Below are 11,927 nucleotides of genomic sequence, written 5' to 3' on the forward strand. Positions count from 1 at the left end.
GCAGAAGGCAGAAGGCAGAAGGCAGAAACAGCAGGCAGAACCAGGCACCAGACACTAAACACACAACACCCAGCTCCTATGCACATCAAAACTTATCGTGCTGAGTCGGTGTACGCGGCACTGCAAATGATCCGGCATGATTTGGGTCCTGATGCCGTGATCTTGCGCACGCGCGAAGTGCGAGGAAGAATGCTGGGTTTTTTCAGTGGTCGTCGGTGTTGGGAGTTGAAGGCGTCGGTTGACGCGCCCGTGTTAGGCCCGTGGCTGCAATCGACGGCGCCGTTGGATCGGGGAATTGATCTGAGTGATTTGGACTACTGCTAGCAGGATCAACACGAATTTGCATGTGCGCTTGGTGGACATTGAGCAAACCGTTTTTTAAATCCGTGGGAGCAAACTTAGAAAAACTGAATTCCAAGCGGCAAGCGACCGATTATCAGACAGACCGTCCCCAGGCAATGTGCTGTCAAGGTTTGGCGGTTACGCAAAGTGGACGGGTGGTAATTCGAGGTGGGCGCGATGGGTCGCCGCTACGCCGCTGTGTTGGGAATGTTGGCCTTCGCCGCGATTTTGGCTCGCGGCATGGTCGCAGGCGGAGCGTGGGATTCGGTCCTGAGCCAAGCGATTGCGGCGCTATTTGCGTTTGCCGTCGTAGGCGGAATCACCGGATGGCTGGCGGAACGAATGATTGACGACTCCCTACGCAGTCAACTGAACGCAGAACTGGGCGCGAAGCCGGCATCAAACGTTAAACCTTCGACCGCAGCGCGGCAAAAATGATGATCGAATAGCCTTCGCCCGCGCAAGCCTGGAAAACACATCGAATCATTTATTTTGGGTTGGTTAGTTTCGCAGTGAACAGAATCTGCTCGCGGTGAGCCGCTGTCAAGGATTCGACAGCGGTATAGCGAGCTTCGGATACATCATGGAGGATGGCATGGCAACGGCCGTAGCGCAGGACGACATCCAGGAATTGTGGCTGAAATTCAAAGAGGATACTTCCAGTCAGGATTTGCGCAACCGCTTGGTGGAGCAATACCTGCCGCTGGTGAAGTACAACGGCGAGCGCATTTGGGCCCGGCTGCCCGAAGGCGTGGAATTGGACGATCTGGTCTCGGCCGGCGTGTTCGGCCTGATGGATGCCATCGACGCGTTTGATTTGTCGCGCGGCGTAAAATTCGAAACCTATTGCGTGCCGCGAATTCGCGGGGCCATGCTCGACGAGCTGCGAACCATGGACTGGGTGCCACGCTTGGTTCGCTCCAAGGCCAGTAAATTGAACGAGGCCATGAAAACACTGGAAGCCAAATTAGGCCGCACCCCCAGCGAAATTGAAATGTCTGGGCACATGCAGATTTCAGTGCCCGAGCTGGAAAAAATGATGCTGGAGGCCAACGCCGTTAACCTCATCAGCCTGAACAAAAAATGGTACGAAACCGACAGCTACAAAGACGTGCGCGAAATCGACATTTTGGAAGATAAGCGCGGCGAAGATCCGACGCGGCGGATTCAGAAAACCGACCTGATGCGGCTAGTGACGAAAGGCCTGAACCGCAACGAACGGCTGATCATCATTCTGTATTACTACGAAGAGCTGACGATGAAGGAGATCGGCGCCACGCTCGATCTTTCCGAAAGCCGCGTCAGCCAAATGCACAGCTCCATTGTGCAGCGTCTGCAGAGCCAACTTTGCCGCCGCCGGCCGGAGTTTGCAGGCTGACGAATAAGATAAAAACAAGTCGCGGCAACGAGATGAAATGCGCGGCTACCACTTGAAAATCAAGTGGCTGAGCACCAGCAGCAGCACCAAAATTGCCAGGCTGGCGGCAGAATATAGCAGCCAATCTTGCGACCATCGGCGTTTCGGTGGCGCTAGCCAGTTGTCGGATTTGTCGGGAATGGTTTCCTCGGTAATGGCTGCAAACGGCTCCGTGGCTTGCGAGCCGTGGCTGAGGCTCTCCTCGAACTGCCAGTCGGTTTCCGGCAGTGCGGCAAATTGCTCGCCGCCGTCGGAATCGTCGGCCAGGGGAATTCTTGAGCTGAACGGCAGCGAGTCACGCTCGATCGGCGATTCCTGAAGCGGGGCATCCACACGATCTTCCGCCCAGGGCGTCAGGCGGCGGACTACTTCGGCGGCAGTTTGCACGCGCTGCGCCACGTTCTTATCCATCATGGCGGCGATGATGTCGACAAACGGGTCGCTCAAATCGAGATTCAATCGCCGCGGATGCAGCGGCATATCTTCCAAGTGCCGCCGCGTTTTGTCTCGGGTGCCACCGCCTGTGTAGGGCACTTTGCCGGTAACCGAATAATACAGTGTGCAGCCGAGCGAATAGATGTCGCTGGCGGCCGTCACTTGCCGTGGGGTGAGGATTTGCTCCGGCGACAAATAATCGGCTGTGCCCACGATTTTTCCGGCCCGCGGATCAGCTTCGGTATCGTTCAGCCAGGCGGCCAGGCCCAAATCAGAAACTTTTGTAATGCCATCGGGGGTGACAAGTAAATTCCCCGGCTTCACGTCGCGGTGAATCAATCCCTGCTCGTGGGCGTGTCCTAGCCCTTTGGCCGCTTGCGTAATGATGGTTGCGGCGGCCTTCATGCTTAATGGCCCGTGCAGACGAACGTATTTTCGCAAATCGGCGGCGGGGACATACTCGGTGACCAAATAGTAAACGTTGCCATCGCGGCCGGCATCATAAGCCTGCACTAAATTCACGTGCTGCAAGCGAGCCAACGAACGAATTTCGTGGATGAAACTTGCCGTGGCGGCGGGCGTGGCCTTGCTTTTGGGAAGCACCTTCACGGCGACGATGCGGCCCATGAATTCATGCTCGGCCTTGAATACTTCCCCCATGCCGCCATGGCCGATCGGTTCCAAAATGCGATACTGACCGAGCTTGAGCTTGGTTAAGTTCGCCAGCAATTGCTTGGCTTGATAAGCGGTGAGCTTGCCTTCCTTTACCAGCCGGTCGGCAAGTTCTTTTTCCGAGATTTCGACTTGCGTGTTGCTGCGTCCGCGGCTGCGTTCGGTCCATAGCGCAACAATGACCTGATCCAGCTCGGCCGGAGTGACCAGGCCGCTGGTAAGAACAGACGTGCGAAAATTTTTCTTTTTACCTTCCACTGTTTTTATTCGTCCGCTTGTTTTCCGCTGGCAGAGCGCGTGAATAGGAGCACGCCATCGCTTTCGTCACTTTGCAAATTGTTTCCACGCCTTCGGCGGCGGGGCAATCAATTCCAGTGGTGTTTTTTTGACAGGATGTTCAACCACAAGCCGCCGGCAGTGCAGTGCAATTCCGTCGGCAAAGACGCGACGCGATCCATACTTTCGATCGCCGATGATGGGATATCCCCGAGCAGCCAATTGTACCCGAATTTGATGTTTGCGTCCTGTTTCTAGCATGATTTCCAGCAAACTGGCTTGAGGCAACGCTTTCACTCGGCGGTATTGCAGCCGGGCTTCCTGCGCCTGGGCAGCGGATTTTACGCGGTTTTTGGGAATGCTGTCGTTACCGGGTTTGGAAACAATGACCATTCGCTGATTGCGCTCGTCCTTGGCCAGCCAATCGGTACACTCTGCAGCGGGTGGATCCATTGCCCCTTCCACCACGGCCCAATAAGTTTTCTCTACGTGGCGGTTGCGAAATTGTTGACTTAGCCGGGCGGCGGCTTTCGACGTGCGAGCAAACAACACCACGCCGCTCGTGGGCAAATCTAACCGACTAACCACTCCCAAATAGATGTTGCCTGGCTTATGGTATTTGCGTCGCAGATAATTCTTAGCCTGAACCAACAAGCTGTTGCGGCCTGCGGCAGCGCCTTGCGTTGGCAGCCCTGGCGGCTTGGCCACGGCCAGCAAGTGATTATCTTCGTACAGGATTTCGAGCAGCACTGTATTTATGACGCGAGAAGTAGAGATTAGGATGCAGGATGTGGCAATTGCTAACTCGCTTGGTCTGTTGGCAATTCCGACGTCGTTTCTATCCTAAATCTTACCTTTTCTTTTCTCCAGAATGACGTTGGCGCCTGTTAAACATTTGATTCTTGCCAGCCGCTCGCCGCGGAGAAGGGAGTTATTGGCAGAGGCAGGCTACCGATTCGAAGTGGTGCCCGCCGATGAAAACGTGGAATGCGGCGTTTGCAGCCGAGAGAGCCCGGCGGAACTGGTCGCGCGCCTAGCTTACGAGAAAGCAGCCAATGTGGCCGGCAAAGTGAGGCGTGGATTAATTCTCGCCTGCGATACCGTGGCTGAATGCGACGGCCAAGTGCTGGGTAAACCGCCTAATATCGCCATCGCCCGGCGGATGTTGGAAATGCTGCATCGAGTGCTCAGCGGCGTTTGTTTGTGGAACTATCCCGAGCATTCGCCGGATACCCGTGTGGCGGTGACGCGGTTGCGGATGGATGCGCTCACCGATGTGCAGGTTGACGAATACCTTCAATCGTATCAATGGGAAGGCAAAGCCGGCGCGTTCGGCTACCAGGACCGGCTGGGCTGGGTGCATGTGATCGAAGGAAGCGAATCGAACGTGGTTGGCCTGCCGCTGGAATTGCTCAGCGAAATGGTAACGCGTTTGATGTCGAACCAGCCAGAAGGCCACGCCCTTCCGAAGACAACCGATTAAATTAATACGGCACTTTAAGAAGCCGTTTTTTTGTCGTCGGTCTTTTTGTCATCCTTTTTGTCATCCGGTGAGGAAGTGCTGGTGCTCTTCGTTTCCTTGGTGCCCGGCAGCGGCTCTGGCGGCGCGAGATGGCCGTTCTCCAAATCGGCAAGGAGCTTGCGTACGTTGTCCGCCGGAACGGCATAAGATTCGGTCCGCCCAGCCCGGGCAATGTTAATGCCAACCACTTTGCCAGATAGATCAACCAGCGGTCCGCCGCAATCGGCAGGGCGGAGGACCGTATCGTGCTGAATGACTTTGGGGAAGCTGAATGAACGGTAGCTTAACGCGCCTCCCATTTCATTCATGCGATCGTTGCGGCTGACAACTCCCACATCTTCGGCCCGCTTGAGCGTGGCAGCGAACTTCAATTGGTCGTCGCCCCGTTTCACGAGCAAATGCACCTGATCACCAGGTCTCAGACGGTGAATGAGATCGACGAATTGCGCGCTGTCGGCGACCTTTTGTTCGTTCAATTCTAAAAGGATGTCGTCCGCCTTTAGTCCGGCCTGTTCGGCGGGGCTGCCAGAAAGGACTCTTAGAATTTGGGCGTTGTTGCCGTCGCCAAAGTGGATGCCGAGCCAACCGCTGTGCGCCGGAATTTTGCGCTCCGGCACGCTGATAACGCCGACGGCGATGGGCAAATCGCCGGGCGAAGCCGTGGCTACCAATTGACCCACCGCTGGACCGTGCTCATCGTTGGCCCAATCGACGGTTTTCAAGCCTGTGGCATCAACTTTGAGCATGGCCAAATCGTAATCGGGATCGTAACCGACCACCTGGGCATGTAATTGGCGGCCGTTGGTGAAACGGCAGATGACGGGGTCGCGCAGCTCGCTGTATTTGGTGATAATCCAACCCTCTGAACCAACCACGGTGCCCAAAGCGACATCTTTGCCTCCTGAGACGACACGTACCGTGGCGGCGTCACTAGCGGCGACCACACTTTGGAAGGCGGCCCGCACCTCATGGCTATCGCGCAAATTGCTGCCGCTAATCCAACCGCCGCGCTGGGCAAAGCTAGGCGTCGGAGCCAAAAACGTCACGAGTGCTAAACCGGCAAGCGACCGTTTATGTAATTGCTTCATGATGTGCTATTCTCGGCGGCCGAGCTTTACTTTGAGCGCCTTCTTTTCGTCGCCGCGCAAAATGCTCAGCGTAATTTCATCGCCCACTTTGTGTTGAGCGATGTGGGTTTGCAAGCTGTCCATGCTGGTCACGGTTTCACCGTCGAAGCCGACAATAATATCGTTTCGAGCCAGGCCGGCGGCATCGGCTGGCGTATCCGGAAACACATCGGTGACTTTGCAACCGGGCGATCCCGATTGGCCCGGTTGCGGCATTGTTTGGCCATTCACGCCTAGCAGCGGACCGCCGGGCGCCGGCGGGCCACCCCAGCTATCGCCTTTGACCAGGCGATCCCAGGTATCGCGATAGGTGTCGATGGGCACATGATAATTATCGGTAATGCCGTCGCTAATTCGACTGTGAATGCCGATTACCCGGCCGTTGGTATCCAGCAGCGGACCGCCGGAATCGCCTCCCACAATGGTGCAATCGGTGCCAATGGCATCGTCGCGGGTATACAAAATCCGGCCGGCACGCACGACGGGCGGGCGATCCTTAAAAAATCCGCCAGGGTGTCCCAGCGTCACGCACCACTGGCCGAGCCTTAAATCCGCGGAGCGGCCGAGTTCGACGTGCGGATATTTTCCCTCTTCGGTAATTTTGAGCATGCCGCTATCCATGTCGCGATTGACGCCCAAGGTTTTGGCGTGCACCTGCTTGCCATCGGGAAAAGTAATCTTGGCGTCGCGTCCAGGTCGACCCACAACGTGGCCGGCCGTCAGAACGTAACCATCTTCGGTCACAATCACGCCGCTGCCGAAAGCGCCGCCAATGTTAATGCCCACCGTGGCGGGCACGCCTTTTTCGACCGCTTGTTGAATGCCGGCTTGAATGGTTTGCAAATCGGCCAGTGTGGCGGGCGTATTTTTGGTGACGGTGACCTGTGGCTTCGACAAGCCCGCTTTGCCAGTGGAATCGCGCGCGGCGCTATTGTTAGTTGGCAACGTCGCGGTGATCGACGAAGCGCTGACCGCCGGCGCGGCGGCGGCTTGCGGCTTCTCTTCGGCAACGATCGTTGCCATGTGCAAGGCTGATAGCATTCCCGCCGTTAAAGCTAGGAGCAGGCCAAAAACGCGACCGGGATATTTGAGGCGGGTTTTCACGGGCGGGCGGGTTCCTTTGACCGAAGCTAGAGACAAGGGTCCAGCCTCTTCATTTATTTTGCCTTCTGGCTGCAAATTCCGCAATCCAAAAGAGCCAGCGGCGGGCGCAGCAACACCCTTAGAATTTAACCCCGCGGGGAGCAATCCGGCTGCGTGGGCGGGAAAGAAATCCGCAAACCCTAGAATGCAAGCATTTTCGGCCTGGGCATTCCTTACGGATTAGGTGGGTTACCGGTAGCTGGATTCGTTGATGACTTCCCCGCCGTTGCGGGTAAACAAAGCCCCCAAAACCTTAGCATCGACGTCATTGCGGATGCTGCGAACGCTGCCGTCGGCCCAGCAGGCATTACAGGGCAATTTGCCGTTGAAGAGCCCTCGGCGGGAGTTTTCTAAATCGACTTCCAAATCGTCGGGCTTAGTCCAAACGACAGCATGCTCGGGGTCGGCTTCCACTACCATGATGGTTTTGGAAGTGCCGTCGGTGACGTCTTTAAGGTTGACCGTTCCGTTGGGTGGGAAGATGGTGTTCTCGCCCACCGGGACCAAATAACGGGTACGGCCGGGGTGTTGCGAAGCGGTGTCGGGACTGCGATAGGCCTCCGGCATGCGATCGATGAGCTGGCGATTATGCTCGCTGTCCCACGGTTCGTCGAGGTGAAATTGTTTGTACAATTCGGTCTCTTCGATTTCGGGAAGAATCGCCACGCGCCAGCTCAACAGCGGCTTGCCGTCCTTGTCACGAATAGCGCGATCGGGGTAGTGATGCAGTTTGTCGTACTCATTGAATATTGACAGTCCGATGGCTTTCAAATGGTTTTGCGATTCACGCTGAAAAGCAACGGCCGTGGCCTGGGTTAATGCCGTTTGAGCCAGCCCGCGAAGAAGTTTGTTCTGCTGGGTGTCGATGGTCAGCCGCAATTGATCTCCCTTGGCTTCAGGCAGCAGCGACAATAATTGCGCGGCGCCAAGAGCCGCCAGCGATGTACCCTCGGAATTCGATTGCTTGACGGCAGCAGCGATTTCGCTTTTGATGGCGCTGGCCAGCGCTTGGGCTGCATCCGGGGAAGCCGATTGGATGACAAGCTGGAGATTAAATTTTTCCAAATTCGGCTCCTCGCCTACTGCCAGCCAATGAAAACCTTTGGCGATGATAGGACCGGCCGGCTGATTTGTGCCGGCGACCGGCAGGCGCAGAATTTCTTCAGCAGCCCGGGCGAAAATTGGCGGCGGTACAGCGGCTGCGCAAATTGGCTTATTTCCCGCGGCTGCTAAGGCCGTTTCAAATTCCGGCCGGGACGATGGTTTGTCATTCTGCAATTCATCCAGCAGCGTACCCATGCCGACCACTGCGGCGCCGTGAATTTGGCGGCAATCGGGAAGTATTTTTGCATCGACGTTAGGCCATACTTGTTTCGCTTTGGCTTGAATTGCCTCGTGCAATTGTTGAATGGAAGCAGCCGACGCGCCGGGAATGACGGCATACGTGGTGTTTGCTAACAACATGGCCAGGAAATTCTGTTGCCAGCGGGTGATCATTTGCGTGCCTGGGATGTGGCCGATGGTCGAAACCACATAAAACTGGTTGACGCCGTCGGCTTTCAAACGGTTACTCCAACTGTCGAATTGCTCGACCACAACAGAAAGAATCTGGCGCTGCATGTCGTCGACGACGAATGGCGTGAGCCATTGCTTGACGGTTCGATTGATATCGAGCTGGGCAAGATCGAATCTGCCGATTAACACCGTTTGGTCGCCAATAAAAGGCGCGATGGGTGCGAGGCTTGGCTGCGCGGAATCGGCGGCTGGGGCACTGCGATGGATTAGCACGAACCCAATCAGGAGTGCCAAGAAAATCGATTTAGCCACGGTTATTTCTCCTGCAAGTGGGTGGGCTGGGGTTTGGCGTCGGCGGATCGGAGCGTCAGTTCGAATCGCTCGTCGGTTTCCAACGGCCAAGGCGCTTTGGGCTTTCGCGGGGCTTCCAGAATTGCGACGCCGTCTTTCACGGAGTAATCGAACGGTTTTTGCGTCCAGGGGTCCAACGGGACGGGCACCTGGGTTACATCGTCTAGTTTTTCCGGCCAACGACTGTGATCGGCGGCGTACATCCGCAGCGCTTCGACGGTCCGTAGTAAATTGATTTTTCGCTGATGACGGAAATGAGCGCCCACCGTCGCTTGAATAGCCGGCAGCGCTTCCGTAAATACGCCGCCTTCGCCGCGGGTTTCGGCGGCGCGCACCCCTTCTTCCATCCGTGCTAGATTTAACCGAATTTCATCATCGGATAGCGTCAACCATTTGAATGTGTCATCGCGAACTAGCTCGAATTGCTTCCACCACATGAGCAGGACAGTTTGTAGAACGGGCATGACTTCGATTTGTTCGGCTTTGTATCCGTGGTCGAGCAAGTAACTGCGCGCCTGCGGATACAAAGCAACCGCCAGACCCAGCAATTCCGCCTGCCGCACATTTGGATCCATCGGCTTCGGTTTCCTGATGGTCCATGCTCTTTGCGTTTCGAGCAGTTGAGTGGCAACGGTCAGCGCTTCGTCGGCAGTTAAAGCGCGGCGATCGAGATCGGCCAGTTCATGGATGGTGAACGGCCAAAAATGCGATTCGTAGGACATGGCCTGTCGGATATTGACGGGATGAACGGCCAAATCGGTCAGGGCCCAATACAAATTCGGCGAATGGTCCAGAGAAATGAGCGTGCTAGTTTGCTCGTTGGTAATACCTTGAATGGCGATGCCGATCAGGCTATGTATCAGAGTGGTGCCGTGGCCTAAAGCTTCTCCTAGTGCATAATTCAGTCGCAACATTTCGATGGCTTCTTCCGGCTTATTCTGAGCCATGAGCCAGCGCGCTCGTAACGCCAAGGCTTCGGCCAGCCCCCGAGTTTTTTGAGCAAGCGGCAACAAGGTGTACATGCCCTGTTCGCGAATCTGGTCTTCCCAGTCGCAGTAATCGCACTGGGCGGCCTTTGTCAACCAACTTTTGTAACCTTGGTCGTCTTGCAGCCAGGCTGTGACTTCGGCAGCCTTGTCTTTGGGAAACTGATCGAGCGGCGCCTCGAACAGTAAATGATCAGTCTCATCATCGCTCATCAATTTCCAGACCGCATTGATTTGATCGGGTCCTTCAAACCCTAGCGATTTGTAATACAGAGTGGCGGCGTTGCCGTGGATTTGATCGACCGGCGGGACGAGGAAGTGATATTTCAGCGCGGGCTTGGGTTCTGCCGCAGCGCTGACCGTCATTTGGTAAATCGTAGGCTGCTCGGGATTACCAGATTCCTGCGTGGGCTCGATGGTTTTGATTTGCGCCCATGAGCTAGAAGCGGACGCCAGCACCAACATAAGTGCGGAGGACAGTTTGAACAAAGACATGGGATCAGCCCTCTCGTTGTTGACGCATGAGTTCCAGATAGGTGGCGGGGCGGTGCGGCGTGGAATTGGGCTCCGCTGAGCGATTGGATGGCGAATCTGGCAACATGCTTTCGATTGCCGATTCGGCTTGGACCGCTTCCGGCGGCAACTCTTCCCAGCCCATGGCAGTTAGCCGGCCGGGTGGCAACGGAGTAGCGGAGGCCAAGCGTAACCAATTAAGCTGTGAATGGGCTAAAAAACGATCGCCGTTGTATTGGGCTAGGCTCGCTTGCGGCTGGACATCGAGATTGTTTTGCGCCACGCGCGGCCCAACGGTGGGACTATCCGCTAATGCCAGGCGCAGAGAATCAATCGTGCGGCCTTGCAACACCAGTGCCGCGCACAATCCTACACCGATGACAAATAGCGCAGCCGCTGCCGCCGGCCAAACATGGCGAGTTGTATGACGGGAAGACGCCGCTGCACGGCCTGCCTGGAAAAACAATTCGTCGCGGTTAATCTGCAGCGGCTCGGGATGAAGTTGGTCCATCATTCGCGCCACTTCAGGCGGCAAATGGTCAGGAGAAAATTGCATGTTTAACTCTCAGCTTGCAAATAGGGGGTGGTGTCAGGATTCAATTTTGTGCGCAGCCGGTTGATGGCCGCTTCAAAACGTCGTTGGGCGGTGCTGGCTGAAGTACCGACCAAGTTGGCGATTTCGGCAAAGGTCAATCGGCCCCACAAGTGGGCGATAACAATTTCTCGATCGGCCAGCGGCAGTTCCGCTAAGGCAATGGCTGCGACTGCCGCGGTGGCGTGTCGAGTTTGCGAATATTCGAACCACTGTGCTCCTGCGGCCTGTTCGTGTTGTCGTCGCCGGCGATCGAGCCGAGCTTGGCTGATGGCGCGCCGCCGCACCACGGTAAACAGCCAAGCCACTGGGTTTGACGGCAATTCGGCGCAGGCGGCCAGTTCAATGAGGGCCTGCTGGACAATATCGTCAGGCACGCTGCACCACCCGCGCGCAAACAACTTCAGCGCCGCTCCGTGGCGATCGACGAGTTGCGCCAGCAGTTGGGCTGTAAGCTGCGGCATGCACCGACCTTACTTGTGCTCGAACGTGCTATATCTTCAGTTCGAGCGGTGTTTGTAGAGATGTCGCCCGCCGAGCAGCAATTATCCCAAAAAAACGGAATACTTGCAGAAGATTTTAGAGGCGTATCTTTAGATCACAGCGAACGCCCTCGTTGCCGGAAATCAAACGGCGTGAGCTTCCAATTGGCTGATTTCGGCTGAAGTGGCCGGATGCTCGTCATCGCTGGCCATAAGAAAACTAACGCAGACCTGCCCGACGGCTACGATCGCCATGGCCAAAAAGACCCAGGTCAGGCTGGAGCCAATCATCTGAAAAATGATGGGCTGGGCAGCAGGGTCTAGTTCGGCCCGCTTTTGTTTATCCATAATACTGGCGGGGCTAATCCCCATTTGCCGCAATTGCTGCATTTGCGGCGCGGCCAGAATGTTGAATAGCACTCCCAGCAAGCCGATGCCGATGGCGCCCCCCATGCTGCGGAAGAATTGAATGGCGCTGGTGACGATTCCTCGCTGCTGCCAGGTAACGCTGTGTTGCACCGATAATAGTTGCGGCATCGACGAGGAACCAAAGC

At 56.2% G+C, this 11,927-nt stretch carries 13 protein-coding genes; 4 read left to right on the forward strand and 9 right to left on the reverse strand.

Annotation, left to right across the window (positions count from 1 at the left end):
• Positions 1-78 precede the first annotated feature (78 nt).
• From VFE46_15695 to VFE46_15705, 3 genes are all read left to right on the forward strand, one after another.
• Positions 79-324 (forward strand): hypothetical protein, encoded by a 246-nt coding sequence (locus tag VFE46_15695; protein HZZ29441.1) that lies wholly within the window; start codon positions 79-81, stop codon positions 322-324.
• 195 nt (positions 325-519) lie between these two features.
• On the forward strand, positions 520-780 hold the full coding sequence (locus tag VFE46_15700) for a hypothetical protein (protein ID HZZ29442.1): 261 nt from the start codon (positions 520-522) through the stop codon (positions 778-780).
• Positions 781-937: 157 nt separating this feature from the next.
• On the forward strand, positions 938-1,720 hold the full coding sequence (locus VFE46_15705; GenBank protein ID HZZ29443.1) for a FliA/WhiG family RNA polymerase sigma factor: 783 nt from the start codon (positions 938-940) through the stop codon (positions 1,718-1,720).
• Between the two features lie 45 nt (positions 1,721-1,765).
• Here the strand turns inward: VFE46_15705 and VFE46_15710 are convergent, their stop codons facing one another.
• The gene (locus VFE46_15710) at positions 1,766-3,124 is read right to left on the reverse strand and encodes a serine/threonine-protein kinase (protein ID HZZ29444.1); all 1,359 of its coding nucleotides are present in this window, start codon (positions 3,122-3,124) and stop codon (positions 1,766-1,768) included.
• 66 nt (positions 3,125-3,190) lie between these two features.
• Positions 3,191-3,892, reverse strand: a complete 702-nt coding sequence (locus tag VFE46_15715) for an RluA family pseudouridine synthase (protein HZZ29445.1) — start codon at positions 3,890-3,892, stop codon at positions 3,191-3,193.
• A 127-nt stretch (positions 3,893-4,019) separates the two neighbouring features.
• Here VFE46_15715 and VFE46_15720 point away from each other — a divergent pair, with 127 nt between their 5' ends.
• Positions 4,020-4,625, forward strand: coding sequence for a nucleoside triphosphate pyrophosphatase (locus VFE46_15720; GenBank protein HZZ29446.1), 606 nt, complete (start codon positions 4,020-4,022; stop codon positions 4,623-4,625).
• 14 nt (positions 4,626-4,639) lie between these two features.
• On the opposite strand, the gene VFE46_15725 is transcribed toward VFE46_15720, so the two are convergent.
• The 7 genes from VFE46_15725 to VFE46_15755 form a co-directional block, all read right to left on the reverse strand.
• The gene (locus VFE46_15725; GenBank protein ID HZZ29447.1) at positions 4,640-5,752 is read right to left on the reverse strand and encodes a trypsin-like peptidase domain-containing protein; all 1,113 of its coding nucleotides are present in this window, start codon (positions 5,750-5,752) and stop codon (positions 4,640-4,642) included.
• A 6-nt stretch (positions 5,753-5,758) separates the two neighbouring features.
• A complete protein-coding gene (locus VFE46_15730) occupies positions 5,759-6,814 on the reverse strand; it encodes a S1C family serine protease (protein ID HZZ29448.1) in 1,056 nt (351 codons plus the stop codon).
• Positions 6,815-7,123: 309 nt separating this feature from the next.
• Complete coding sequence (locus tag VFE46_15735) at positions 7,124-8,761, reverse strand: DUF1559 domain-containing protein (GenBank protein ID HZZ29449.1); 1,638 nt, start codon at positions 8,759-8,761, stop codon at positions 7,124-7,126.
• 2 nt (positions 8,762-8,763) lie between these two features.
• Entirely contained in the window at positions 8,764-10,281 is a 1,518-nt protein-coding gene (locus VFE46_15740; protein ID HZZ29450.1) for a hypothetical protein, read from the reverse strand.
• Between the two features lie 4 nt (positions 10,282-10,285).
• Positions 10,286-10,855 (reverse strand): hypothetical protein, encoded by a 570-nt coding sequence (locus VFE46_15745; protein ID HZZ29451.1) that lies wholly within the window; start codon positions 10,853-10,855, stop codon positions 10,286-10,288.
• A gap of 2 nt (positions 10,856-10,857) precedes the next feature.
• Positions 10,858-11,355 (reverse strand): sigma-70 family RNA polymerase sigma factor, encoded by a 498-nt coding sequence (locus VFE46_15750; protein ID HZZ29452.1) that lies wholly within the window; start codon positions 11,353-11,355, stop codon positions 10,858-10,860.
• A 162-nt stretch (positions 11,356-11,517) separates the two neighbouring features.
• The coding region (locus tag VFE46_15755) for a hypothetical protein (protein ID HZZ29453.1) at positions 11,518-11,927 on the reverse strand (410 nt) is incomplete at its 5' end.

The sequence above is a fragment of the Pirellulales bacterium genome, assembly GCA_035656635.1.
Classification (GTDB): Bacteria; Planctomycetota; Planctomycetia; order Pirellulales; family JADZDJ01; genus DATJYL01.

Excerpts from the sequence above, each read along its gene's own strand:
- VFE46_15745 (HZZ29451.1), bottom strand. The coding sequence starts at position 10,855 with ATGCAATTTTCTCCTGACCATTTGCCGCCTGAAGTGGCGCGAATGATG.
- VFE46_15700 (HZZ29442.1), top strand. The coding sequence starts at position 520 with ATGGGTCGCCGCTACGCCGCTGTGTTGGGAATGTTGGCCTTCGCCGCG.
- VFE46_15740 (HZZ29450.1), bottom strand. The coding sequence starts at position 10,281 with ATGTCTTTGTTCAAACTGTCCTCCGCACTTATGTTGGTGCTGGCGTCC.
- VFE46_15705 (HZZ29443.1), top strand. The coding sequence starts at position 938 with ATGGCAACGGCCGTAGCGCAGGACGACATCCAGGAATTGTGGCTGAAA.
- VFE46_15750 (HZZ29452.1), bottom strand. The coding sequence starts at position 11,355 with ATGCCGCAGCTTACAGCCCAACTGCTGGCGCAACTCGTCGATCGCCAC.
- VFE46_15725 (HZZ29447.1), bottom strand. The coding sequence starts at position 5,752 with ATGAAGCAATTACATAAACGGTCGCTTGCCGGTTTAGCACTCGTGACG.
- VFE46_15695 (HZZ29441.1), top strand. The coding sequence starts at position 79 with ATGCACATCAAAACTTATCGTGCTGAGTCGGTGTACGCGGCACTGCAA.
- VFE46_15730 (HZZ29448.1), bottom strand. The coding sequence starts at position 6,814 with ATGGCAACGATCGTTGCCGAAGAGAAGCCGCAAGCCGCCGCCGCGCCG.